Genomic DNA, 24,650 nt, shown 5'->3' with positions numbered 1-24,650 from the left:
CAAGTCGGTCGTACGTGTGGGAGGTCGGGGCTTCCTGGTCGGTCAGCGGCGGCCACGGGAGCGGGCGCGCAGCTTCCACGGCATGGCCATGGACTCGAGCTGCACGGCGAGGTTCATCTTGGACTCCCCGATGGTGCGGTCCTCGAAGTGGATCGGCACCTCCATCACGCTGAAGCCACGGCGCAGGGCGGCGTACTTCATCTCGACCTGGAAGCTGTAGCCGGCGGAGCCGACCGAGGCGAGGTCGATGGCGCGCAGGGCGTCGGCGCGCCAGAGGTTGAAGCCGCCGGTGATGTCGCGCACGCGGGTGCCGAGGATGGCGCTGGCGTAGGCGTTGGCCCAGCGGGAGAGCAGCTTGCGGTGGGCGCCCCAGGCGTCCGAGAGGGACCCGCCGGGGACGTATCGGCTGCCGACCACGACGCCCGCGCCGGTCGAGAGGGCGACACCGAGCATCTCGGCGACCTTCTCGGCGGGGTGGCTGCCGTCGGCGTCCATCTGCAGCACGTACTGGGCACCCTGCTCGACCGCCTGGCTCATGCCGGCCGCGTAGGCACGGCCGAGGCCGTCCTTGTCGGTGCGGTGCAGGACGCGCATACGGGGCCGGTCGGCGCCCTTGTTGTAGCGCGCGGCCAGGGTCTCGGCGAGGTCGCCGGTGCCGTCCGGGCTGGAGTCGTCGACGACGAGCAGGCTCAGTCCGGGCAGGTCGAGGTCCATGAGAGTCTCGGCCATGCCGGGCAGGTTGCCCGCCTCGTTGTACGTCGGCATCACGACGGTCAGCGGGGTGTCGGCCCAGGCCGCGGGCAGCGCTCGGGCTGCCGACTGCTGGGTCCGGGGGGTGGGGTTCACTTGCTTGCCCTTCGTTTCTTGCGTCGTCGTGTGCGGCTCGCCGGTGTTCATCGGCCCGTTGCCGCCTTCAGCGGTCCGACGAGAACCGCAGCGCGGCGTCGGGCAGCTCTGCCTCGCACCACACCCGGGCTCCCGCCCGCAGTTCGTTGTCGGCCCCCACCCGTGCGCCGTCGCCGATGACGGCTCCGTGCAGTGCGGTGCGCGGGCCGATGGTGGCACCCGCGCCGACCAGGCTCTCGTGTACGTAGGCGTCCTCGGCGACGACCGCTCCGTCCAGGACCACCGAGCCCTGCACCACGGCCCCGGCCCCGATGCGCGCACCGGCTCCGACGACGGTGCCGTCGGCGAGCTTGGCTCCCTCGGCGACCTGCGCGCCGGCCAGGACCAGGGCCTCGCCGCGCTCGCCGGGCACCGCCGGGGAGTCGACGATGCCGCGGACCAGGTCGGCCGAGGCCTGGATGAAGGCCTCCGGCGTGCCGAGGTCCAGCCAGTAGCCCTGCTCGACCTTGCCGTGCAGCCGGGCGCCGGAGGCGAGCAGGGCGGGGAAGGTCTCGCGCTCCACGGAGACCGGGCGGCCGGACGGAATCGTGTCGATCACCGAGCGCTTGAAGACGTAGCAGCCCGCGTTGATCTGGTCGGTGACGATCTCCTCGGGCGTCTGTGGCTTCTCGGTGAAGGCGGTCACCCGCCCGTCCGCGTCGGTCGGCACCAGGCCGAAGGCGCGCGGATCGTCGACGCGGGTGAGGTGCAGGGTGACGTCGGCGCCGGCCTGCTGATGCGAGTCGACCAGGCCGCGGATGTCCAGGCCGGTCAGGATGTCGCCGTTGAAGACGAGCACCGGCTCGTCGGCGCCGCAGGTCAGGTGCTCGGCGGCATGGCGGATGGCGCCGCCGGTACCGAGCGGCTGGTCCTCGACGACGTACTCGAGCGTGACGCCGAAGGCGGAGCCGTCGCCGAAGTACGGCTCGAAGACCTCGGCCAGATAGCAGGTGGCCATCACGATGTGGTCGACCCCGGCGGCCGCGGCCCGTGCGATCTGATGGGCCAGGAAGGGGACTCCGGCGGCGGGAACCATCGGCTTGGGGGTGTTGACCGTCACCGGTCGCAGCCGAGTCCCCTGGCCTCCGACCAGCAGAATTGCTTCCGTCATCCACAAACCCCAGACAGGTCAGAACTCGACAGCAGGCAAGTAATCAGATCAAGCTTAGGCCATATGTCCGAGTTCTTATCTATTGCGCTTCTCGCACGATTTCTTCCATGCGGGAAGCAACCTCGGGCGCGCTGTGCGCATCAGACCCCCTCGGCCGGTGCGAGAGACATCAGCGGCCCTCGACCCGTCCCAGGTCAGGGCGCGGGCCGGAACAGCACCAGGAGGCTCACCCCGTACCACCCGGCGAACACCGCACCGCTGCCGTAGAGCAGCCACCGCACCTGCCGAGGAGCCCGCGCCAGCGGCGTGGCGACCAGCAGCAGGAGCACCGGCAGGAAAGGCAGCATGAAGCGTGGCTTGGAGAACGGTGCGCCCGGCGTGCCGACCATCAGCAGCCACGCCCCCGACACCAGGGCGACCAGGGGCCACGGAATCCGTCGGTCCAGGACCAGGGCGACGACACCGATCAGCACGGCCGCGATCACCGCGATGACGGCGACGTACCGCAGGTCGAAGGAGTGCGCCCCGGCCGCCCGCTTGAGGAAGCGCAGGGTGCCGAGGCCGAAGTCGAAGGACTGGTCCCAGGCCTTCTGGGCCTCGAACCAGCCGGTCACGGAGCCGATCCTGCTGCCCAGATACAGCCAGCTGCCCACGAGACCCACGGGCGCCAGCATCAGCGCGGCCAGCGGACGCAGCCCGTCCCGTCTGCCCCAGAGCGCCGCGAGCGCGCTCAGCGCCACCACCGCGACCAGCACCGACGCGGTCGGCCGCACCGTCCCCGCCAGGGCGCACAGCAGCCCCGTCGTCACCCAGCGCCGGGCAAGCAGCGCCACCAGGGCCCACATCAGGACCGCCGTGAACACGGCCTCCGAGTACGGGATCCACAACACGAAGGCGTACGGCGAGCAGGCCCACAGCGCCACACAGGCGAAGGCCGCCGACCGGCCGACGACGGCCCGGGCCAGGGTGTGGATCCCGGCGGCGGCCACGGCGCCCGCAGACCAGGAGACGACGACCCCGGCGAAGGCGAAGGGCAGCCCGGTCAGCAGATGCAGGCCCCGGATCAGGCCCGGCACCAGTGGGAAGAAGGCCAGCGTGTTGTAGTCGGGCACGCCGTCGGGCCGGTACTTCAGGGCGCTCGGGTAGCCGTGCTCGGCGACGGACAGATAGTTCGCCGCGTCCCAGCGCCCGAGGAGCCCGGTCACCCCGTGGTCGAGGTGCCGATTGAGCACCAGCAGCACCGCGAAGCCCAGGAGCGCGAGGATCAGGTGGAGCGCGGCCGCGAGATGGGCCTCGTGCCGCACCAGGCGGATGCGCACCGGATCCCGGTCGAGCAGTCGGCGCCGCCCGTCAGCGGCGCCGCCGGACGGCAGCCGGTGCTTGCGGGCCGGCGCGAGGGTGCTGCCGAGCGTCATGTCGGTGGATCTCCAGTCGGGCAGAGGTGCTGGTGCGCGCCCTCCCCCGAAACGGAACGCTCCGGCCAGTCAGATGGCCGGAGCGTCCCTTTGGTTCACTTTTTTGACTTTAACGCCTCTTTTGACGCGGAGCCGCGGTCAGCTCCGCGCCGCCAAGCCTCAGCCGTGCGTCCGCAACAACGTCCGCATGGTCCGCATCGCCACCGACAGATTCGCCAGATCGAACGCCTCGGACCCCTGGATCTCGTCCAGCGTCGTCTTCGCCCGGCCCAGGATCGCCGCGTTCCGCTGCTCCCACGCCTTGAAGCGCTGCTCCGGCGTCGACGTACCGTTGCCCGCCGCCAGGACGTCCGCGGTGAGGGCCGCGTGCGCCGCGTACAGGTCCTCGCGGATGGCCGCGCGGGCCATCGACTGCCAGCGGTCGGTCCGCGGCAGCGCGCTGATGCGGTCCATGAGCTGGGTGATGGAGAGCCGGTCGGCCAGGTCGTAGTAGACCTCGGCGACCGCCATCGGCTCCTTGTCCATGCGGTCCGCGATCAGTACGACGTCGAGCGCGGGGAAGGCGGACGAGAAGCCGGCGACCCGCTGGGCGAGCTCGTCCGGCACGTTCGCGCCGGTCAGCTCGTCGCGGATCTGCTGGTACCACTCGAGGTCCGCGCCGCGCAGCAGCGTCGGCAGCTCGGACCAGACCTGGGCGACGCCCGCGCTGAAGAAGCCGATGGTCTCGTCGAGCTGGAGCGGCTGCGGCCGGTTGTTGAGCAGCCACCGGGTGCCGCGCTCGACCAGGCGCCGCGAGTGCAGCCGGATCCGGGTCTGGACGTCGGCGGCCACGACGTTGTCGAGGGCCTCGACCGCGTCCCAGACCTCGCCGAGACCGAAGATCTCGCGGGCCGCGGTGTGCGCGCGTACGACCTCTTCGAGCGAGGCGCCGGTCTCCTCGCGCATGCGGTGCAGGAAGCTCGTGCCACCGGAGTTGATCGTGTCGTTGACGAGGACCGTCGTGACGATCTCGCGGCGCAGGGCGTGCGCGTCGATCTGCTCGGTGAACTTCTCGCGCAGCGCCGTCGGGAAGTACGCGTGCAGCAGGCTCTGCAGGTACTTGTCGTCCGGCAGATCGGTGGCGAGCAGATCCTCGGCCACGGTGATCTTCGCGTACGCGAGGAGGACGGAGGTCTCCGGCTGGGTCAGGCCGAGACCGGCGTTGAGCCGCTCGCGGATCTGCCGCTCGGTGGGCAGGAACTCGAGTCCCCGGTCGAGGCGGCCCTCGCGGACCAGGGTGCGCATGAAGCGCTGCTGGGCGTGGAGCATGGACGAGGACTGGGCGAGCGCGTTGGCCAGCGCGGTGTTCTGCGCGTAGTTGTTGCGGAGCACCAACTTGCCGACCTCGTCGGTCATTTCGGCGAGCAGCTTGTTGCGCTGCTTGACCGTCATGTCGCCGTCCCCGACGACCGCGTTGAGCAGGATCTTGATGTTCACCTCGTGGTCAGAGGTGTCCACGCCCGCGCTGTTGTCGATCGCGTCGGTGTTGACGCGTCCGCCGGTGCGGGCGAACTCGATGCGGCCGAGCTGGGTCAGACCGAGGTTGCCGCCCTCGCCGACGACCTTGACCCGCAGGTCCTCGCCGTTGACGCGGATGGCGTCGTTGGCCTTGTCGCCGACGTCACCGTGCGATTCGGCGGACGACTTCACGTACGTACCGATGCCGCCGTTCCACAGCAGGTCGACGGGCGAGCTGAGGATCGCCTTCATCAGGTCGGCCGGGGTCATCTTGGCGACGCCCGACTCGATGCCGAGGGCCTCGCGGATGTGCGCGTTGAGCTGGATGGACTTGGCGCTGCGCGGGAAGATGCCGCCGCCCGCGGAGAGCAGCTGCTTGTCGTAGTCCGCCCAGGACGAGCGCGACAGCTCGAAGAGGCGGCGCCGCTCGGCGTACGAGGTCGCGGACTCCGGGTTCGGGTCGATGAAGATGTGCCGGTGGTCGAAGGCGGCCACCAGGCGGATGTGCTCGCTGAGCAGCATGCCGTTGCCGAACACGTCGCCGGACATGTCGCCGACGCCGACGACCGTGAAGTCCTCGTTCTGCGTGTCGTGGCCGAGCTCGCGGAAGTGCCGCTTGACCGACTCCCAGGCGCCGCGGGCGGTGATGCCCATGCCCTTGTGGTCGTAGCCGGCCGAACCGCCGGACGCGAAGGCGTCACCGAGCCAGAAGTTGTACGACTCGGCGACCTCGTTGGCGATGTCGGAGAAGGTCGCGGTGCCCTTGTCGGCGGCGACCACCAGGTAGGTGTCCTCCCCGTCGTGGCGGACCACGTCGGAGGGCGGCACGACCTCGCCGGCCACCATGTTGTCGGTGATGTCGAGCAGCGCCGAGATGAACGTCTTGTAGCTGGCGATGCCCTCCGCCAGCCACGCGTCCCGGTCCACGCCCGGGTCCGGCAGCTGCTTGGCGACGAAGCCGCCCTTGGCGCCGACCGGCACGATGACGGTGTTCTTCACCATCTGCGCCTTGACCAGGCCGAGGATCTCCGTACGGAAGTCCTCACGCCGGTCGGACCAGCGCAGCCCGCCGCGCGCGACCTTGCCGAAGCGCAGGTGCACGCCCTCGACGCGGGGCGAGTACACCCAGATCTCGTACGCGGGCCGGGGGGCCGGCAGGTCCGGGATAGCCTGCGGGTCGAACTTCATGGAGACGTACGTGTGCGGCTTGCCCCCGCCCGCCTCCTGGAAGAAGTTCGTGCGCAGGGTCGCCTTGATGACGGTGAGGAAGGACCTGAGGATCCGGTCCTCGTCGAGGGAGGCCACCTGGTCTAGGGCGCCCTCCAGCTCCTCCATGAGCCCGTCGATCAGCTCGGTGCCCGCGCGCTGGCGGTCCGGGGACATCCGGGCCTCGAAGAGGGAGACCAGGAGCCGGGTGGTGTGGACGTTGTCCCGGAGGGTGTCCTCCATGTAGTCCTGGCTGAAGGTCGCACCGGCCTGGCGCAGGTACTTGGCGTACGCGCGCAGCACCATCGCCTGGCGCCAGTCCAGACCGGCGCCCAGGACGAGCGAGTTGAAGCCGTCGTTCTCGGCGGCACCGGTCCAGACGGCGGCGAAGGCCTCCTGGAAGCGCTCGCGGGCGTCGTCGGCGAGGTAGTCGCCGTTGCCGTTGGCCTTCGGCATGCGCAGGCCGAAGTCGTAGACCCACGCGGTGGAGCGGTCCGAGCAGCGCAGCTCGTACGGCCGTTCGTCGACGACCTCGCAGCCGAGGCGCTGCAGCACCGGCAGGACGGCGGACAGCGAGACCTGGCCGCCGAGGCGGTAGATCTTGAAGCGGCGCTCACCGGGGCCGGCGCCCACGGGCTCGTACAGGGAGAGCGCGAACTCCTTGTCGGCGCCCGAGAGTTGCTCGATGTGCATCAGGTCGGCCACGGCGGAGCGCGGGGTGTGGTCGGCCTTGTAGCCCTCGGGGAAGGCGTTGCCGTACCGGCGGAGCAGCTCGGCGGCGCGCTCCTCGCCGCACTCGGCGGTCAGCGCCTCCCCGAAGCCGTCGGCCCAGGAGCGGGCGGCCTCGACGAGGCGGGCCTCGATGCGGTCGGTGTCGGCCTCGGTGAGCGCGGGCAGCTCGGTGCCCTGCGGGACGCGGACGACGAAGTGCAGGCGGGACAGGATCGACTCGGTGTTCCAGGCGGTGAAGTCGACGTTCGTGCCGCCGAGCTCCTCCTTGAGGATGTCGATCAGACGCAGCCGTACGCCGGTGGTGTAGCGGTCGCGCGGCAGGTAGATCAGCGCCGAGTAGTAGCGGCCGTACTCGTCCTGGCGCAGGTAGAGCCGCAGTCGGCGGCGCTCCTGGAGGTACAGGACGGAGGTGACGATGGCGCGCAGCTCGTCGGGCGGCGTCTGGAAGAGCTCGTCGCGCGGGTACGTCTCCAGGATCTGCAGCAGGTCCCGGCCGTCGTGGCTGTTGGGCGAGAAGCCCGCGCCCTTGAGGACCTCGGCGACCTTGCGACGGATGACCGGGACGCGGCGTACGGACTCGGTGTACGCGGCCGACGAGAAGAGGCCGAGGAAGCGGCGCTCGCCGACGACGTTGCCCTCGGCGTCGAACTTCTTCACGCCGACGTAGTCGAGGTAGCTGGGCCGGTGCACGGTGGCGCGGCTGTTGGCCTTCGTCAGGACCAGGAGCTTGTGCTCGCGGGCCTTGGCGCGGGCGTCGGCGGGCAGCCGGTTGAAGGAGGGGCTCACCGGGTGGCCGGTCGAGTCGCCGCCGTGGTGCGGGTCGGAGCGCAGCACGCCGAGGCCGGTGCCGGGCACGGCGGCCAGGGAGTCGTCGTCGCCCAGCTGGTACTCGCGGTAGCCGAGGAAGGTGAAGTGGTCGGCGGCCAGCCAGCGCAGCAGCTCGCGGGCCTCCTCGACCTCCTGGTTGGGCAGGTCACCGGCGGTGGGCTCACCGGGCAGTTCGTCGGCGATGCGCAGCGCCGCGTCCCGCATCTTCTCCCAGTCCTCGACGGCCTCGCGGACGTCGGACAGGACGCGCTGCAGATCGGCGGTGATCTGCTTGAGGTCGGCGCGGTCGGTCTCGCGGTCGATCTCGACGTGGATCCAGGACTCGACGGCCGCGTCGTGCGGCAGCTGGTCCGCGGCCGGGGCGTCGGTGAGGAGCTCGATCAGCTTGCCGGTGACATCACGGCGGACGATCACCTGCGGGTGGATCACGACATGGATGCCGCGGCTCTGCCGGGACAGCTCATTGGTGACCGAGTCGACGAGGAAGGGCATGTCGTCGGTGACGACCTCGACGACGGAGTGCGAGCACGTCCAGCCGTTCTCCTCGACGGTCGGGGTGTGCACCCGGACGCTGGCCGTGCCCTGCGGGCGCATCTCGGCCAGGCGGTAGTGCGAGAGCGCGGCACCGAAGACGTCAACCGGGTCCCGGTCGGCCAGATCCTCGGGGGCGGTGTGGAGGTAGTACCGCTGCAGATATGTGAGGACGGTGTCCTGGTCCGGACGGCCGGAAGCGCCTGGATCGCCGGAAGAGCCTGCCCCGCCCCCTGCCGCCCCGGTCGTGGCCCCCGTCGGAAGTTGCCCCCCGACCGGGCTGTTCTCAGCAACCCGGGCAGCCCTTGCGAGCAGCTCGGCCTTGGCTTCGTCCAGCTTGGTCTGCATGTCCTCTGGCTCCTGTCAGCGCGCCATTGCGTGACGTAGAAAATGTGGCGTGACGCCGCGACACGGGGTGTCCGGTCGAAGTCGACGTTATGCCGTGAAAAGAGATGCCCGGGCGGATACAGGACATCTGCGAACGGGCCTTGTCGGCCATCTTCGAGTGCCTGCCCCGGATCTGAGGATCAGCAAGCGCCCGGGCACGGTGGTGCACCGGGCGGCGGCCGGGAGCTGCACTGCTCCCGAGGCGTATCGCGCTGATCACGCGACAAGGCTATCGCCCCGCACCGGGGAACCGTCATGAGCCGGTTCTGTCCAAAAAGTGCCGGGGATTTTGACACTTTGGCCAGAGGCGGCGCCCTCTCGGTCCGTGCCCCTTGGCAAACCCGCCCGACGGGGGCACGTTGACCGCAACGGCACACATGGCACACATCGGATGGCACACACCGAGGGAGCGATCGGCGATGTCAGTGAAGATCCTGATAGTGACCGGTGATGCGGCCGAGTCGCTGGAGGTCCTGTACCCCTACCAGCGGCTGCGCGAGGAGGGCTACGACGTCCACATCGCGGCCCCGGCCCGCAAGAAGCTGCAGTTCGTGGTGCACGACTTCGAGCCAGGTTTCGACACGTACACGGAGAAGCCGGGCTACACCTGGCCGGCCGACCTTGCCTTCTCGGAAGTCGATCCGGGACAGTACGCCGCCCTGGTGATCCCGGGCGGCCGGGCCCCCGAGTACCTGCGCAACGACCCGGAGCTCCGCAAGGTCCTCAAGGCCTTCTTCGACTCCGACAAACCGGTGGCCCAGATCTGTCACGGCCCCCTCCTCACCGCAGCGGTCGGCGCCCTCACGGGCCGCAGGGTGACGGCGTACCCGGCCCTGGAAATGGACATGCAGGCAGCGGGCGCGACCTTCCAGGACGCGGAAACAGTGGTCGACGGCACCCTGGTGTCGGCACGGGCTTGGCCGGACCACTCACGCTGGATGCGGGAGTTCCTTACGGTGCTGCGCGCGAAGGCTCCGGTGACCTGAACCAGCCCGCCCGCATCTCTCCACCCGCCCACATCTCTCCAGCCCGTCCGCAGCTCTCCACCCGCCCGCATCTCTCCAGCCCGTCCGCAGCTCTCCACCCGCCCGCATCTCTCCAGCCCGCCCGCAGCTCTCCACCCGCCCGCATCTCTCCAGCCCGTCCGGCGTTTGAGGACAATCTTTTGCCTTTGAAGCCGGCGGCAGCCTTACGGGAAGGGGCGGGGTGGGGGAATCAGCCCGCCGCAGGCGCAACGAACCCCCGCCCGCCCCACGCCCCACGCCCCACCCATCACGCATCACGCATCACGCATCACCCATCACGCAACGAGGCGCCCCACCTCCTCAACAGCCTCCGCAAGCGTGTCCACCACAGGCACCCCGGCCACGGCAAGGCTGGCCCGACTGTGCGACCCCCCGGTGTAGAGCACGGCCTTGGCCCCGACATGCGCCGCGGCCAGCGCATCGTCCACCGCATCCCCGATGACCACGGAACGCCCCGGATCCACCCCCGGCAGCGCGGCTATGTGCCGCACCATGTGCTCCGCCTTGCCGCCCCGCGAGTCCCCCACCCGCCCGTCCACCCGCACAAAATGCCGCTCGATCCCATGCGTACGCACGATCGGCAAGAGCTCCGCATGCGGCGCCAGCGAACACATCGACTGCGTGAGCCCCGCCCCCTGCCAGGAGGCCAGCAACTCCCGCGCCCCCTCGGCAAGCCCCGCCCCCGCGGCCCGCACCCAGTAGTGCCGATGGAACGCCTCGTCCATCACGGCCCACTCGGCATCCGTCGGCAGCCGCCCCATCAGCCGCTCGTAGAACTTCGGCACGGGCACGCAGTACAGATCCCGGTAGCGCTCCAGCGTGATCGGCTCGAGCCCGACCTCCGCGAACGAAGCGTTCGTGGCCTCGATGACCGCGTCGATGTCATGGAACAGCGTGCCGTTCCAGTCCCAGACGATGTGCCCGCCCTGCGTCCCGTTCTTCCCCATGCCCAAGAACGTACCCGCCACCACCGACAACACGGCAGCCGCAACCAATTCACCCAGGCCAGCCGATCAAACTCCGCGGAGCAGACCCAGCGGATCAGACTCAGCCGATCAGATTCGGGATCTCCTGCGTCGCGAACCACAACAGCTCGTGGTCCTCCGCACCGTCCACGGTGAACTGCGCGTCGTCGTCCCCCTGATCGGCCGCGCCCAGCGCGTCCGCCGCCGCCGACACATCGCCCTCGGCGTCATCGGCGTCGACGTGTACCGCCGCCGCCTTGGCCAGCGGCACGGCCACCGCGATCCGCACCTCGCCGAGCGCCCCCGCGTCGAGACCCCGGTCCGGGTCGACGGAGGCATCGGAGTCCGGCACGTCGACGGCGAGCACGACGCGCCGCCTGGCGGCGGCCGGATCCCCGGCGAGCAGCCGCAACGAGGCGGCGGCGGCCCGATTGAGCGCCGCGTACTCGAGCTCCTCGATGTCGTCCGAGACGTACCACTCACGCAGCGCCGGCGTCACCGCATACGCGGTCAGCGGCCCGGGGCCCAGCTCTCCCGCCCGGTGCGCCGCCGCGAGACCGCCGAGTGTCAGGGGTACGTAGACGCGCATGGCCGTCGCTTTCGTGGTCGGGGCTGAACGGTCGAGTCCGAACGGCCTTCAGGATACGTGCGGGAGTCCCCCTTCGGGCTGTCGGCCAAGGCCCGCACCACGTCGACTCCGCGCCCCGCACGCCAGGGCCCGCCTGCCCCTGACCCGGGCCTGCCTCACCCTGATAGGTGATTCCGTCGTACGTCGCCGCTGCGGCCCCACGCCGTTGCGGCACCCTCGCCCGCCCCCGTAGAAGAAAGCCAGAAGCTACTGGCCGGTAAGCAGGCCGGAACAGGCAGAACGGGGCACTGGCATGACGACGGGGACCACGACCTCGACCCGGCCCGGCGGCCGGCGCGACCGGAGCACCAGGCCGGGCGGCGCCCCGGCACAGCGCGGGCGCCGACGCGGCATCACCCCGCACGAGCTGTTCGCCGAGCGCCTGTTGGCGGTGCTCAGCGGACAGCGTCCGGTGCACTGGATGCTGAACCACACCGTCGGGCCCGGCTTCCAGCACCTGGTGGAACTCGCACCCGGGGCCCCCTTCAGGGCGCAGGGCCCGCGCTCCGTGGTCCGCACCTGCCGGGCCGTCCCGCTGCGCCCCGGCGTCGTGGAGGCCAGCGCCTGCATCGGCACCGGCGACCAGGTGCGCGCCATGGCCTTCCGCCTGGAGCAGGGCCCCGACCTGCGCTGGCGCTGCGCCGCCGTGGAGCTGGACGGCCGACGGGAACCGGCCGAGGCCTGAACGCGAGAGGGCCGGGGCCCAGCAGCAACTGCTGGACCCCGGCCCTCGTACAGCCAGAACTACTTCTTGCGGCGGCGGCCCTTCTGCGCCTTGCGCCGCTCCGCGCGGGTCATGCCGTCGGCCTCCGAGCGGGCCGGGCCGTCGCCGTTGTCGAAGTCGCCCTCGACGACACCGCCCTCGCCGTCCACGGTCGGCGCCGAGAAGTGCAGCCGGTCCGGGCGCTGCGGGGCGTCGAGGCCCTTGGCGCGGATCTCCGGGCGGGCGCCCGCGGGGACGGTGTCCTGGACGTCGTCACCCTTGTCCAGGGACGGCTTCGCGTCCTCGACCGGGACCTCCTCGACCTGCTGCTCGACCTGGACCTCCAGGTTGAACAGATAGCCGACGGACTCCTCCTTGATGCCTTCCATCATGGCCGTGAACATGTCGAAGCCCTCGCGCTGGTACTCGACCAGCGGGTCCTTCTGGGCCATCGCGCGCAGGCCGATGCCCTCCTGGAGGTAGTCCATCTCGTAGAGGTGCTCGCGCCACTTGCGGTCGAGGACCGAGAGGACCACGCGCCGCTCCAGCTCACGCATGATCTCCGAGCCGAGCTGCTCCTCACGGGCGTCGTACTGCTCGTGGATGTCGTCCTTGATGGACTCCGAGACGAACTCGGCGGTGAGGCCCGCGCGGTCGCCGGTGGCGTCCTCGAGCTCCTCGATGGTCACCTTCACCGGGTAGAGCTGCTTGAAGGCGCCCCACAGCCGGTCCAGGTCCCACTCCTCGGCGAAGCCCTCGGCGGTCTCGGCGCCGATGTACTCGTCGATGGTGTCGTCCATGAAGTGGCGGATCTGCTCGTGCAGGTCCTCGCCCTTCAGGACGCGACGGCGCTCGCCGTAGATGACCTCGCGCTGGCGGTTGAGAACCTCGTCGTACTTCAGGACGTTCTTACGCGTCTCGAAGTTCTGCTGCTCGACCTGCGACTGCGCGGAGGCGATCGCGCGGGTCACCATCTTGTTCTCGATCGGTACGTCGTCCGGAACGTTGGCCATCGCCATGACGCGCTCGACCATCTGGGCCTTGAACAGGCGCATCAGGTCGTCACCGAGGGACAGGTAGAACCGGGACTCGCCCGGGTCGCCCTGACGGCCGGAACGGCCGCGCAGCTGGTTGTCGATACGCCGCGACTCGTGCCGCTCGGTGCCGAGCACGTAGAGCCCGCCGAGGTCCTTGACCTCGTCGTGCTCGTCCTTGACGGCCTGCTCGGCCTTCTCCAGGGCGGCGGGCAGCGCGTGCGCCCACTCCTCGATGTGCTCCTCGGGGTCGAGGCCCTGCTGGCGCAGTTCGGCCTCGGCGAGGTCCTCGGGGTTGCCGCCGAGCTTGATGTCGGTGCCTCGTCCGGCCATGTTCGTGGCGACGGTGACGGCGCCCTTGCGGCCGGCCTGGGCGACGATCGTGGCCTCACGGTCGTGCTGCTTGGCGTTGAGCACCTCGTGCGGGACGCCGCGCTTGGCGAGCTGCTGCGAGAGGTACTCGGACTTCTCGACCGAGGTGGTGCCGACCAGGATCGGCTGGCCCTTCTCGTGCTTCTCGGCGATGTCGTCCACGACCGCGTCGAACTTCGACTTCTCGGTGCGGTAGATCAGGTCGGACTGGTCGAGGCGGACCATCGGCCGGTTCGTCGGGATCGGCACGACGCCCAGCTTGTAGATCTGCTGGAACTCGGCGGCCTCGGTCATGGCCGTACCGGTCATGCCGGACAGGCCGCTGTCGTAGTCGTCGCGCTTGTAGAGGCGGAAGAAGTTCTGCAGGGTGATCGTCGCGAGCGTCTGGTTCTCGTCCTTGATGTCCACCCCTTCCTTCGCCTCGATCGCCTGGTGCATCCCCTCGTTGTAGCGGCGGCCGGCGAGGATACGGCCGGTGTGCTCGTCGACGATCATGACTTCGCCGTCCATGACGACGTAGTCCTTGTCGTTCTTGAACAGTTCCTTCGCCTTGATGGCGTTGTTCAAGTAGCCGACGAGCGGGGTGTTCACCGACTCGTAGAGGTTGTCGATGCCCAGCCAGTCCTCGACCTTGGCGACACCCGACTCATGGATGGCGACGGTGCGCTTCTTCTCATCGACCTCGTAGTCGCCGGTCTCCTCGATGCCCTTGAGCTGGTTGCCCGGCTCGCCCTTCTTGAGGCGGGTGACGAGCTTGGCGAAGTCTCCGTACCACTTGGTGGCCTGGTCGGCGGGGCCGGAGATGATCAGCGGCGTACGGGCCTCGTCGACGAGGATCGAGTCGACCTCGTCCACCACGGCGAAGTTGTGGCCGCGCTGGACGAGCTCGTCCTGGGACCACGCCATGTTGTCGCGCAGGTAGTCGAAGCCGAACTCGTTGTTCGTGCCGTACGTGATGTCGCAGTTGTACTGCTCGCGGCGCTGGGCCGGCGTCATGTTGGCGAGGATGCAGCCGACGCTCAGGCCCAGGAACTTGTGGACCCGGCCCATCATCTCGGAGTCGCGCTCGGCCAGGTAGTCGTTGACCGTGATCAGGTGCACGCCCTTGCCCGACAGGGCGTTCAGGTACGTGGGGAGGGTGCCGACGAGGGTCTTGCCCTCACCGGTCTTCATCTCGGCCACATAGCCGAGGTGGAGCGCGGCACCACCCATGATCTGCACGTCGTAGTGGCGCTGGCCGAGGGCGCGCTTGGCGGCCTCACGGACGGTGGCGAAGGCCTCCGGCAGCAGGTCGTCGAGGCTGTCGCCCGACTTGCCCTCGCTGTCGACGTACTCCTTGTACCGCTCCTTGTACTCCTCGGTGAGGGCGCGCAGCTCGGCGTCGGAGAGGCTCTCGAAGTCCTCTTCGATGGAGTTGACCTGGTCCGCGATGCGGTGCAGCTTGCGCAGGATCTTGCCTTCGCCTGCACGCATGAGCTTGGAGATGACGGACACGAGGGAAGGTCTCCTTGGCGATCGGGCCTTGCGCGGTCGGGTACTGCTGAGCAGCGGTCGGTACTACTGAGCAACGGCCATCGTATGCGAGGACCCGCCTGCGCCGGGAGGGTCGTCGTGACGAACGACACCTGTTGCCTCTATTGGCAACGATTCGGCACCGCGTGAGGTGCCCAAGCGCACAGGAAAAGTTCTGGCGCCGCGCTCCGGATCGGACCGAGAATCGGCCGATGGAGCCCGTCACACTGACCACCGACCGACTGCTGCTGCGCCCCCTGGGCCCGGACGACACCGAGGCCGTGTACGCGGCCTGTCAGGACCCGGACATCTCACGCTGGACCACCATCCCGAAGCCGTACCGGCGCGAGCACGCGGAGGGCTTCACCCAGAAGATCGCCCCGGAGGCCTGGCGCAGCGGCAGCGAGTACGCGTTCGCCATCCTCAGCAAGGAGGCGGACAACGAGGGCGCCCTCGTCGCCTGCATGGGCATCATGGCGCGCGGTCTGGGCGTGGCCGAGGTCGGTTTCTGGGCGGTCAAGGAGCACCGCGGTCGCGGCTATGTGACGGAGGCGCTGCAGACCCTGGCCCGCTGGGCCTTCGAGGAGGGCGCGGTCGACCGTCTCGAGTGGCGGGCGGAGGTGGGCAACGAAGCGTCCCGCGCGGTGGCAACGAGGGCCGGCTTCACCTTCGAGGGGACGCTGCGGGCCGCGATGGCGCACAGGGGCGCCCGGCACGACTGCTGGGTGGCCTCACTGCTGCCGTCGGACGTGGGGCTCAGGCCGCTCGATCCCTATCGCCCGACGGCGAGTTGATGCCCCCGAGGCACGTCGCGGGCTGATCCCGCAGGCCGGCGCCGATTGTCAGTGGCGGGTCCTACGGTACGTACATGACCTCTGCGCCCACCCCCGAAGCCGAGCTCTCCGCCGCCGACGCCCGCCGCATCGCCCTGCGCGCCCAGGGCTTCCTCGGCGCTCCCGACCGCCGCGGCGGGGTGCGGGGCGTGCTGCGGCACCTGGGGGCGGTCCAGCTCGACACGATCTCGGTGCTCGCCCGGTCGCACGAGCTGATTCCGTACGCACGCCTCGGCGCGGTCGGCCGGTCCTCCGTGGAAGACGCCTACTGGACCGAGACGCACGCCTTCGAGTACTGGTCGCACGCGGCCTGCATCCTCCCCATCGAGGAGTGGCCGCACTTCGCCTTCCGCCGCCGCGCCTACCGCAACCGACCGCACTGGAATCACCAGCTCACCGACGGCGCGTACGAACAGGTCATCAAGCAGCTGCGCACCGAAGGCCCGCTCACGGCCACGGAGTTGGGCGGCGCGAAGAACAAGGGCGAGTGGTGGGACTGGTCGGAGTCGAAGGTCGCCGTCGAGCGCGCGCTGATGTACGGCGAGGTGGTGTGCACCGAGCGCCGCAGCTGGAAGCGGGTGTACGACCTCGCGGAGCGCGCCGTACCGCAGGAGCTGCTCCATGACGATCTGGACGACCGTGAGTGCCGGCGCCGCCTGGTGCGCCTGGCCGGCGAGGCCCTGGGCATCGGCACCCGCTCGGACATCGCGGACTACCACCGCTTGAAGAACGAGGAGTTCGACGAGGTGGTCGAGGACTCGGGCCTGGTACCGGTGACGGTCGAGGGCTGGGGAAAGCCGGCCTGGGCGGACCCGGCGGCCCTGGCGACGCCCGCGCGCGGCCGCCACCGCACGACGCTGCTCTCGCCCTTCGACTCCCTGATCTGGGAGCGCCCCCGCACCGAGCGGATCTTCGGCTTCACCCACCGCCTGGAGGCGTACGTCCCCAAGCCGAAGCGGGTGTACGGCTACTTCGCGATGCCGCTGCTCGCCGGCGGAGAGCTCCTGGGCCGCGTGGACCCGGCCCGCGAGGGCTCGACCCTGGTGGCCCGGCACGCCTCACTCGACACCCCGAAGGCGGTGGAGCCGATGGCCAAGGCGCTGGTGGAGGCGGCGGGTTGGGTCGGCTGTACGAACGTACGGGTGGAGCGCGTCACCCCGGCCGAGCTGGGGCCCCGTCTGACGGCGGCCGTGGCGGCGGAGCTCGGCTGAGCCGGGCTCTGCACCGGGTCGGCGCGGGTCACTTCACCGGATCTCGAGGATCTTCTCCCGCATCGCGTACACCACGGCCTCCATCCGGGAGTGCAGCTGCAGCTTCTCCAGGATGTTGCGCACGTGGTTCTTCACGGTGTTCTCGGAAATGAACAACTCTTTCGCGATATCGCGGTTGTTCATCCCGGTCGCCACGAGCTTGAGCACTTCGAGTTCACGGTCGGTCAGCCGCGGCGCGGGCACCAGGCGGCGCTCGTCGGTGCGCTGGATCATCGACTTGAACTCGGTGAGCAACTTCGAGGCCATCGAGGGGCTGATCTGCGACTGCCCGTCGGCCACGGCCCGAATCGCGGTGGCCACCTCGTCGGTCGAAATCTCCTTGAGGAGATATCCGGTGGCCCCCGCCTTGATCGCGTCATAGAGGTCGGCCTCTTCGTCGCTGATCGTCAGCATGATGATTTTGGCGCTCGGTGCCACTTCCTTGATGGAGGTGCACGCCTCGATCCCGCCGCGCTTGGGCATCCGTACGTCCATCAGCACGATGTCCGGCAGCAGATCCGCGGCCTTGTCCACCGCCTCGGCGCCGTCCCCGGCCTCGCCGACGACCTGGATGTCCTCCTCCTGCGCGAGGACGATCTCGAGGCCCCGCCGGAAGAGCGCGTGGTCGTCCACCACAAGGACCCTGATGGGCTCCTTGCGGGACACATCCGCCTCCGCACCGATGCCGGCGATGCCTTCGACGTCGCCGTCGTCGGCACCCTCGCGACGCATCGGTCCGAAACTGTCCGCCATCGTTCCTCCCCCTGAAGGCCGTGGCCCCGTGCTGCTTTTCAAGTGTCGCGGCGAGTGCGCGTGAGTGCCGCACCAACCCGGGTCGGCAGTGCATGGGTTGGCCTGCCGGGCCATGATTTCATGCCCGGGTGACAGTGCGGTGCCCGAAGTGGCTGTAAGTGGCCGTACGCAGCCGCCCGGACGGTTCTCATACGGGTGCCCCTGGGGGCCGCGGCGGGCTCCAGGGGCACCATCGATGGGGTTGCCGGGGGACGTCAGCCGACGTCAGCCACCCAGCGCTCCGCCTGCTCCGGCCGTCTGCGCCTTGGACACCATGGGGTCGGCGTCCAGGTGGATGACTCCGTAGTCATAGGCGTGGCGGCGGTAGACGACGCTGGGCTGCTTCGTCTCGGAGTCGACGAAGAGATAGAAGTCGTGTCCGACCAATTCCATCTCGTAGAGCGCCTGGTCGAGCGACATGGGCGCCGCGACGTGGGTCTTCTCGCGGACCACGAGCGGCCCTTCGCCCTTGATCTCCAGGGAGCCGATCCGCTTCGTCGGGATGCCGTCGCCCTCCTGCTCCTCGGCGGGCGAACCGTCACCGTTGAGGTAAGCCGTGTCCGGGTTCCGGTCGGCGACCTCGGCGGCCGACAGACGGCCGTTGCCACGTCGGGTGGAGCGCTTGCTGTGCTCCTTGCGGAGCCGGGCCTGCAGCTTCTCTTCTGCCAGGTCGAGCGCCGCGTACGGGTCGCTGGCCGAGGCTTCCGCGCGGATCACGGGACCGCGCGAACGCAGCGTGATCTCGACTCGGTCGGAACGGTCGGCCTGTCGCGGGTTGGGCTCCTTGGACACCTCGACGTCCAGGCTGATCACCTTGCCGTCGAGCTTCTGGATCTTCTCCAGCTTGAGCTTCTCGGCCACGTGCTTGCGGAACCGCTCGGGCACCTCGGTCTTGCGGCCCTTGACGACGATGTCCACGCAGAACTCCGTTCCCGGATAGCTCCGCTCCTACAGGCGGAGCATCTCCCTTTTGCACCAGACTCCGGTGAGCCCCGGAGTCTCGGACTCGGTGACTTCCACCTCCTCCTCCCCCGCAGACAAGATCTCCACCCCACCGGTGCGGGTGATTACGAAAACCCACAGCACGGCATTCCGATATGCGAGGTACAGCGTCCGCCATTCCTCACAACCGAACATATCTCGCCCGGACGGATGTCGTCACCCTCTACCGTGGCGTACCTCCGTTCAGGTGGAATGCCACTCTCACTACCTGCAACGATGCAAGTTCTCGGTCAGTTCCGGTTTATTTCGAAAGAATCCGGTGACGCGGCAACCACGGCCGCGTACGTGCGGCACGTTCGACTCATTTCTCCGGCTTCTTCGGGCGCCTGCCCACTTGTGGCACTGGCACGCAATGCCCTTGCCGCCTCCGTCAAGGAGGCCCCTGTGGTCAGGAGATCGTCCACCAGCACCGCACGGTGCCCGGCGAGGAGCCGCTCGGCACCGGGTGCCGTCTCCAGCGCACCGGTCAGGTTGGCGAGCCGCTGCCGGGAGTTGAGCCCCGACTGGTCCGCCACGACCCGACGCTGCCGCAGCACCGGGAGCACCCGGGCCGAAGTGCCTCGCCGGCGCAGCTCATGGCTCGCGGCCAGCGCGATCCGTCGCGCCGGATCGTGTCCACGCGCGGCCACGGCCCGCCGCGACGAGGGCACCGGCACGAGCAGCACCGCCCGCCTCTCCACGCCGCCGGGCGGCTCGCCCGACAGCTCACCTGGCGGGCGGCCCGGCAGGTGGCCCGCCCGCCGGTCTGACAGCCCGGCTCCGGATGCCCCGCCGGGCCACCCGTCCGGGAACCCACTCAGCCCGCCCGAGGGCCCGACCGGCCCGGCCGAGGGCCCGACCGGCCCGGCCGAGGGCCCGACCGGCCCGCCTGGGGACCGGCCCGGTACCTGCCCGGCCACCGCCGAAAGCCCTGTGGATCCGGAGTTTGCCGCCCGAGCGTCGCCCGGCCCCAAGTCCGGAGCGTCCCCCAGCCCCGCGAGCACCGCCCCGGCCAGCGCGGCTCCCAGCGCCTCCGCAAGCCCCAGCGCGCCCCGCTCCTTGTGCGCGAGCAGCACGGCCCGCACGGCGTCGGCGTAGGGCGCGGCCGCGTACACCACGGGCAGCCCGGCCGGCTCCGGCTCGGGCCGCACCCGCTGCGCCGGCTCACCGCACAGCGCCGCACGGCAGGACGCGCACAGCACCGTGCGAGGCCTCCCGCAGCCGCCGCAGTCGGCCGGCAGCACCAGGTCGGCGAATTCCCGCCACCACCCCCGCATGCCCACCACTGTGCCAACGCGGAGAGCGCCCTGCCACCCCTGTGGATAACTCCGCTGTGGACAACTCCACGCAACAGGCGCCGACTTGTGCGGACCTAGCAGCCGATCAGCCCGGATAGACCGGCGCCGACCCCTTGGTGACCACGGTCTTCCATCCCTCGCCCGGCGACAGCCGCACGATCCCGTCCTCGGAGTGCGCCACCAGCGGCAGCCGCTCGTTCTCGGACGCCGCGATCTCCGTGACCCCGGTGAGCCCGGGCAGCGCCGGCCCCACCGCGTCCGAACCGTCGCTCTGCACATACTTCATCTGCTGCACCCCGCCGGCCTCCTTGCCGACGACCACCAGGCGGCCGCCGCCCGCCCAGGACATGGCGGTGACCTCCTCCATCTGCGGTGCGCCCGAGCGCAGTTCACGCACGGAGACCTCGGGATGCTCGGGCGTGCCCGCGCGCTCGATCCAGCCGACTTTGAGCGAGGTCTTGCCGTCCTGCTCTACGAGCAGCGCCACCCGGACCCCGTCGTCGGACACGCGCAGTGACTTGATGCGCCCGTCCGCCAGATCCGGGACCTTGACCTCGACCGGCTCGCCGGCGCCGCCCGCCAGCCAGAGCAGCCGCGAACGCTCCGGGTCCTGGTCGGCCACCCACAGGTCGTCCCGGTTGTCCCAACTCGGCGCCGTCAGCCGGTCTTCCGCCCGCTTGGCCCGGCTGCGCACCTTCGTCTTCTCGGCCTCACCGCCGCTCAGCATCGACCCGACGTACAGCGATCTGCCGTCGCTCGACACCCCTGCCGCACGGCGCTCGCCCCGCGCCACCGCGACCGAGCCGAGCGCGTAGGTGCCGTCACCCAACGGCCCGTACACCGGATGCGCCTCATCGCCGTTCTTGGCCAGGCTCACCAAGCGGTGCTTCTCGTTGACGAGGTACTGGGAGTAGGCACCGGCCGACCGGTGCGGGGCGCTGCCCGCGGCAGCGTCGGCGCCCAGGGCGCAAATCAACGTGCCCTGCGCGTCCTGGAGCTCCACCTCTTCGATCGCGGTGGGCGTCAAGTTCTGCAGGGTGAAGAACAGTTGGGTCGCCATCCCCATGCACTGGCTCTGGCCGATCCTGTCGGCCCGCCCGTTCAGCGGCACCTTCAGGCGGTTCTCGTCATCGAACGTGAGCCCCTTGGTGCCTGCCTTCAGCTTTGTGTCGCTGGGGAACCGTGACGACACCCCCTGATCGAGCCAGCTGGTCGGCCCGTCGAGCAGTGCCTTGACCGTCTCCGTCACCGTGTCCATCCGCTTGCGCACATAGACCGGGTCGGGCACGAGCGACGTCGGCTGCGCACCGTCCCGGTCCAAGGGCGAACGCGAGGCGAAGTAGTACTTGTTGACGGACTGATAGAGCCGCTGGAAGTCCGACTTGCCGAGCACCACACCGTGCGGCAGCGAATCGATGCGCCACTCCTTGCCGCCCTGCTTGGTGAGGTGCATCTCCCCGTCGTACGTACCCCTGTCGGACTTGTACGCGTGCTCCGTGTTCACCACGCCGACCTTCTGGCCGGTCATCACGTACCGATAGCCGTTCCCGTCGCTGTCGGTGGTCGTCTGCCGGGCATCCGCGGTGGGCCCGTCCGTGAGAACCGTGGTCGACCGGTCGGAACGCCAGCTCTTCGCCGCCTTGGAGGTGAGGTACTTGCGCGCCGTCGAGAATTCCGGATCATCGCTGGTCAGCGCCTCCAGGAACCCCTGGAGGATCTCCTCGGGCTTTGCACCCTCGCGCGGCGGCACCGCGAACACCCGCACCTGCGGCTCCTGCGGCGAGGCCTCGACGGGCTCCACGCCACCGCCGTCCGGCATCGACGCACACCCGGCGAGCAGCACCCCGCTACAGCCCAGCACCAGCCCCGTCCGCAGGGACCGGACACGCCGACCTCGCTCAGCGCCCACGAGTGCCCTCCCCTTCCGGACCACGATCGGCCCGTACGGAACCGATCTCTTCAGGCTCCGAATATCCGGATACGTCGAGTCCGGCATGGCCCTCGCCCGCCTGCGCGTCCGGTTCCCGGGCCGGCCGCGGCACGACCCGCGCCCCGCTGCCGGGCAACGCCGTCGGATCCGCCGTCGGGGACTCGAAGCGCGGCGGTATCGGCCCCCGCTGCGACAGGGACGGCGCCGCCATCTCCCGCGCGGTCTGCGCCGGCACCGTGGCCCGCTTGCCGGCCCCGCCCTGCGGCAGGCCCGCACCACCCAGGCCACGGTTGCGCCGCGAGTCGTCGGGCTCCAGCGCTATCGGCGAGCCCCGCAAGGCCTCGTCCGCCGTACGCGGCAACGTGAGCCGGAACTGCGAGCCGCCTCCCGGCTCACCCCACGCCTGCAGCCAGCCACCGTGCAGCCGCGCGTCCTCCAGCGCGATGGACAGGCCGAGGCCCGTACCACCGGTGGTACGCGCACGTGCCGGATCCGCCCGCCAGAAACGGTTGAACACCCGGGTCGCTTCACCCGGCTTGAGTCCCACGCCGTAATCACGCACGGCGACGGCCACCGCCCCGCCCGCGACACCCAGGCGTACCACCACGTCCTTGCCGTCGCCGTGCTCCACGGCGTTGACGACCAGGTTGCGCAGCACCCGCTCCACCCGGCGGGCGTCCGCCTCGGCCACCACCGGCTGCTCGTCCCCGATGATCCGGATCCGGCTGCCCTTGCGCTCCGCCAGCGGCTCGGCCCCGCCGACCACGCGGCGCACGACTTCCCGAAGATCTATCGGCTCGGCCTCGAGCGCGGCCGCGCCCGCGTCGAACCTGCTGATCTCCAGCAGATCGGCCAGCAGCGACTCGAAGCGGTCGAGCTGATCGGCAAGAAGCTCCGCCGACCGCGCGGTGATCGGATCGAAGTCGACCCGCGCCTCATGGATGACGTCGGCCGCCATCCGCACGGTCGTCAGCGGCGTACGCAGCTCGTGCGACACGTCCGAGACGAACCGCCGCTGCATCCGCGAAAGATCCTCCAACTGCTGGATCTTCAACTGCAGGTTCTGCGCCATCTTGTTGAAGGCCTCACCGAGCCGCGCGATGTCGTCCTCGCCGGTGACCTTCATACGTTCCTGAAGCCGCCCGGCGGACAGCCGCTCGGCGATCCCGGCGGCCATCCGCACCGGCGTGACGATCTGCCGCACCACGAGCCAGGCGATGGCCCCGAGCAGCACCACGACGAAGAGCCCCGCCGTCGCCAGCGTGCCCTTCACCAGACTCAGGGACTTCTCCTCCTGAGTCAGCGGAAAGATGTAGTAGAGCTGGTACGCATCGCCGTTCACGTCCGTCAGCCGCTTGCCGATGACCAGCCCGGCCTCCGGCTCCGGGTTCTTGTCGTACACGATGCGGGAGAACGCCTGGAACGTGCCCGGGTTCTTGTCCACCTCGTCGCGCAGCTCCTGCGGCACGACCTGCAGCGGGGTCACATCACCGGAAGCGCGCGGGCTGCGGCTGCTGTAGGCCGTGCCGTCCGCGTTGGAACTGAGCGCCGCCACATGGAACGCGCTCTGCCCACCACTCGACAGCTCCGCCACCAGGTCGGACATCCACTGCCCCGCACTCCTCTGCGCACCTCGCCCGTCGTCGGCCGCACCACCCTGCCCAGCACCGAGCCCTCCGGTGCTGGCCCGCTCCTGGGCCGCTACGAAGCCCCCCTGAGCCTGGATCTGGGACGCCTTCTCCTTGGCATCCAGCAGCCCGTTGCGCACCTGCCCGATGACGACGAAGCCAAGAAGCAGCACCACACCGAGCGACATGATCAACGTGCCCGCGACGACGCGCAGCTGGATGTTCCGCCGCCACAACCGCATGACCGGCAGCAGCGGACGCCGCACCCAACGCGTGAAGAGCCGCAGCACGGGGCTGCCCTGCACCCCGTCCTGCAACCGCTGCCCACTGTCGAGCAGCCGTCCGAACCGGGCCCCGCGCCGCACCGGCCTGCTGCCCGGCTCCCCGGGCGCCGAAGCGGCGCTGTCCCGGGTCACGTCAGCTCGGTCCGGCCTTGTAACCGACGCCACGGACGGTCACCACGATCTCCGGCCGCTCGGGGTCCTTCTCGACCTTCGAGCGAAGCCGCTGCACATGTACGTTGACCAGCCGGGTGTCGGCGGCGTGCCGATAGCCCCACACCTGCTCGAGCAGCACCTCACGCGTGAACACCTGCCACGGCTTGCGCGCCAGCGCGACCAGCAGGTCGAACTCCAGCGGCGTCAGCGCGATCGACAGCCCGTCCCGCTTCACGGAGTGCCCCGCCACGTCGATGACCAGGTCACCGATGGCCAGCTGCTCCGGCGCAGGCTCCTCCGACCTCCGCAGCCGCGCCCGGATACGGGCCACGAGCTCCTTCGGCTTGAACGGCTTCACGATGTAGTCGTCGGCGCCCGACTCGAGCCCCACCACCACATCCACGGTGTCGCTCTTGGCGGTGAGCATGACGATCGGCACCCCGGACTCCGCCCTGATCAGGCGGCACACCTCGATGCCGTCCCTCCCGGGCAGCATCAGATCGAGCAGCACCAGATCCGGCTTCGACTCCCGAAAGGCAGCCAGCGCCTTGTCGCCATCAGCTACAAACGACGGCTCAAAACCTTCTCCCCGCAGCACAATGCCCAGCATCTCGGCCAGCGCGGTGTCGTCGTCGACGACAAGGACTCGTCCCTTCATAAACGACATCAT

Annotated in this window: 17 protein-coding genes; 4 read left to right on the top strand and 13 right to left on the bottom strand. The window is 70.0% G+C overall.

Translation table 11 applies throughout. From position 1 onward, the window contains the following. Window positions 1–42: 42 nt before the first annotated feature. From OG430_RS29530 to OG430_RS29515, 4 genes are all read right to left on the bottom strand, one after another. On the bottom strand, window positions 43–765 hold the full coding sequence (locus tag OG430_RS29530) for a polyprenol monophosphomannose synthase (protein WP_327359265.1): 723 nt from the start codon (window positions 763–765) through the stop codon (window positions 43–45). Window positions 766–913: 148 nt separating this feature from the next. Next, the gene (locus tag OG430_RS29525; RefSeq protein ID WP_327355660.1) at window positions 914–1,996 is read right to left on the bottom strand and encodes an NDP-sugar synthase; all 1,083 of its coding nucleotides are present in this window, start codon (window positions 1,994–1,996) and stop codon (window positions 914–916) included. 194 nt (window positions 1,997–2,190) lie between these two features. Then, on the bottom strand, window positions 2,191–3,411 hold the full coding sequence (locus tag OG430_RS29520; protein ID WP_327355659.1) for a hypothetical protein: 1,221 nt from the start codon (window positions 3,409–3,411) through the stop codon (window positions 2,191–2,193). A gap of 159 nt (window positions 3,412–3,570) precedes the next feature. After that, complete coding sequence (locus tag OG430_RS29515; protein ID WP_327355658.1) at window positions 3,571–8,553, bottom strand: NAD-glutamate dehydrogenase; 4,983 nt, start codon at window positions 8,551–8,553, stop codon at window positions 3,571–3,573. A gap of 458 nt (window positions 8,554–9,011) precedes the next feature. Between OG430_RS29515 and OG430_RS29510 the strand changes: the two genes are divergently transcribed. Then, window positions 9,012–9,578, top strand: coding sequence for a DJ-1/PfpI family protein (locus OG430_RS29510; protein ID WP_327355657.1), 567 nt, complete (start codon window positions 9,012–9,014; stop codon window positions 9,576–9,578). Between the two features lie 314 nt (window positions 9,579–9,892). On the opposite strand, the gene OG430_RS29505 is transcribed toward OG430_RS29510, so the two are convergent. Both OG430_RS29505 and OG430_RS29500 read right to left on the bottom strand, forming a co-directional pair. Continuing rightward, entirely contained in the window at window positions 9,893–10,564 is a 672-nt protein-coding gene (locus tag OG430_RS29505) for an HAD family hydrolase (protein ID WP_327355656.1), read from the bottom strand. Window positions 10,565–10,664: 100 nt separating this feature from the next. After that, window positions 10,665–11,171, bottom strand: coding sequence for a DUF6912 family protein (locus OG430_RS29500; RefSeq protein ID WP_327355655.1), 507 nt, complete (start codon window positions 11,169–11,171; stop codon window positions 10,665–10,667). Window positions 11,172–11,463: 292 nt separating this feature from the next. Between OG430_RS29500 and OG430_RS29495 the strand changes: the two genes are divergently transcribed. Continuing rightward, window positions 11,464–11,895: an Rv3235 family protein gene (locus OG430_RS29495; RefSeq protein WP_327355654.1), complete on the top strand. Its 432-nt coding sequence runs from the start codon at window positions 11,464–11,466 to the stop codon at window positions 11,893–11,895. Between the two features lie 59 nt (window positions 11,896–11,954). On the opposite strand, the gene secA is transcribed toward OG430_RS29495, so the two are convergent. After that, complete coding sequence (gene secA / locus OG430_RS29490; RefSeq protein ID WP_327355653.1) at window positions 11,955–14,813, bottom strand: preprotein translocase subunit SecA; 2,859 nt, start codon at window positions 14,811–14,813, stop codon at window positions 11,955–11,957. Window positions 14,814–15,043: 230 nt separating this feature from the next. On the opposite strand from secA, the gene OG430_RS29485 reads away from it, so the two are divergent. Next, window positions 15,044–15,625: a GNAT family N-acetyltransferase gene (locus tag OG430_RS29485; protein ID WP_327355652.1), complete on the top strand. Its 582-nt coding sequence runs from the start codon at window positions 15,044–15,046 to the stop codon at window positions 15,623–15,625. 74 nt (window positions 15,626–15,699) lie between these two features. Continuing rightward, a complete protein-coding gene (locus OG430_RS29480; RefSeq protein ID WP_327355651.1) occupies window positions 15,700–16,875 on the top strand; it encodes a winged helix-turn-helix domain-containing protein in 1,176 nt (391 codons plus the stop codon). Between the two features lie 33 nt (window positions 16,876–16,908). Here the strand turns inward: OG430_RS29480 and OG430_RS29475 are convergent, their stop codons facing one another. The 6 genes from OG430_RS29475 to mtrA all read right to left on the bottom strand — a co-directional run bounded on the left by OG430_RS29475 (window position 16,909) and on the right by mtrA (window position 24,650). Then, window positions 16,909–17,667: a response regulator transcription factor gene (locus OG430_RS29475; protein ID WP_327355650.1), complete on the bottom strand. Its 759-nt coding sequence runs from the start codon at window positions 17,665–17,667 to the stop codon at window positions 16,909–16,911. A gap of 264 nt (window positions 17,668–17,931) precedes the next feature. Continuing rightward, on the bottom strand, window positions 17,932–18,624 hold the full coding sequence (gene hpf / locus OG430_RS29470) for a ribosome hibernation-promoting factor, HPF/YfiA family (protein WP_327355649.1): 693 nt from the start codon (window positions 18,622–18,624) through the stop codon (window positions 17,932–17,934). A 314-nt stretch (window positions 18,625–18,938) separates the two neighbouring features. Then, the gene (locus OG430_RS29465) at window positions 18,939–19,964 is read right to left on the bottom strand and encodes a ComF family protein (protein ID WP_327355648.1); all 1,026 of its coding nucleotides are present in this window, start codon (window positions 19,962–19,964) and stop codon (window positions 18,939–18,941) included. Window positions 19,965–20,070: 106 nt separating this feature from the next. Next, entirely contained in the window at window positions 20,071–21,894 is a 1,824-nt protein-coding gene (locus tag OG430_RS29460; RefSeq protein ID WP_327355647.1) for an LpqB family beta-propeller domain-containing protein, read from the bottom strand. Further along, window positions 21,884–23,959, bottom strand: a complete 2,076-nt coding sequence (mtrB, locus tag OG430_RS29455) for an MtrAB system histidine kinase MtrB (protein WP_327355646.1) — start codon at window positions 23,957–23,959, stop codon at window positions 21,884–21,886. The genes OG430_RS29460 and mtrB overlap by 11 nt, the downstream gene beginning before the upstream one ends. A 1-nt stretch (window position 23,960) precedes the next feature. Next, window positions 23,961–24,650, bottom strand: coding sequence for a two-component system response regulator MtrA (gene mtrA, locus OG430_RS29450; RefSeq protein WP_199820881.1), 690 nt, complete (start codon window positions 24,648–24,650; stop codon window positions 23,961–23,963).

The sequence above is a fragment of the Streptomyces sp. NBC_01304 genome (assembly GCF_035975855.1).
Taxonomy (GTDB): Bacteria; Actinomycetota; Actinomycetes; order Streptomycetales; family Streptomycetaceae; genus Streptomyces.
This window is presented reverse-complemented; position numbering and strand designations above follow the sequence as displayed.

What these genes read in the sequence shown, in the direction of transcription:
- OG430_RS29530 (WP_327359265.1), bottom strand. Translation starts at nt 765, where the DNA reads ATGCCGACGTACAACGAGGCGGGCAACCTGCCCGGCATGGCCGAGACT.
- OG430_RS29525 (WP_327355660.1), bottom strand. Translation starts at nt 1,996, where the DNA reads ATGACGGAAGCAATTCTGCTGGTCGGAGGCCAGGGGACTCGGCTGCGA.
- OG430_RS29520 (WP_327355659.1), bottom strand. Translation starts at nt 3,411, where the DNA reads ATGACGCTCGGCAGCACCCTCGCGCCGGCCCGCAAGCACCGGCTGCCG.
- OG430_RS29515 (WP_327355658.1), bottom strand. Translation starts at nt 8,553, where the DNA reads ATGCAGACCAAGCTGGACGAAGCCAAGGCCGAGCTGCTCGCAAGGGCT.
- OG430_RS29510 (WP_327355657.1), top strand. Translation starts at nt 9,012, where the DNA reads ATGTCAGTGAAGATCCTGATAGTGACCGGTGATGCGGCCGAGTCGCTG.
- OG430_RS29505 (WP_327355656.1), bottom strand. Translation starts at nt 10,564, where the DNA reads ATGGGGAAGAACGGGACGCAGGGCGGGCACATCGTCTGGGACTGGAAC.
- OG430_RS29500 (WP_327355655.1), bottom strand. Translation starts at nt 11,171, where the DNA reads ATGCGCGTCTACGTACCCCTGACACTCGGCGGTCTCGCGGCGGCGCAC.
- OG430_RS29495 (WP_327355654.1), top strand. Translation starts at nt 11,464, where the DNA reads ATGACGACGGGGACCACGACCTCGACCCGGCCCGGCGGCCGGCGCGAC.
- OG430_RS29485 (WP_327355652.1), top strand. Translation starts at nt 15,044, where the DNA reads ATGGAGCCCGTCACACTGACCACCGACCGACTGCTGCTGCGCCCCCTG.
- OG430_RS29480 (WP_327355651.1), top strand. Translation starts at nt 15,700, where the DNA reads ATGACCTCTGCGCCCACCCCCGAAGCCGAGCTCTCCGCCGCCGACGCC.
- OG430_RS29475 (WP_327355650.1), bottom strand. Translation starts at nt 17,667, where the DNA reads ATGGCGGACAGTTTCGGACCGATGCGTCGCGAGGGTGCCGACGACGGC.
- OG430_RS29465 (WP_327355648.1), bottom strand. Translation starts at nt 19,964, where the DNA reads ATGCGGGGGTGGTGGCGGGAATTCGCCGACCTGGTGCTGCCGGCCGAC.
- mtrA (WP_199820881.1), bottom strand. Translation starts at nt 24,650, where the DNA reads ATGATGTCGTTTATGAAGGGACGAGTCCTTGTCGTCGACGACGACACC.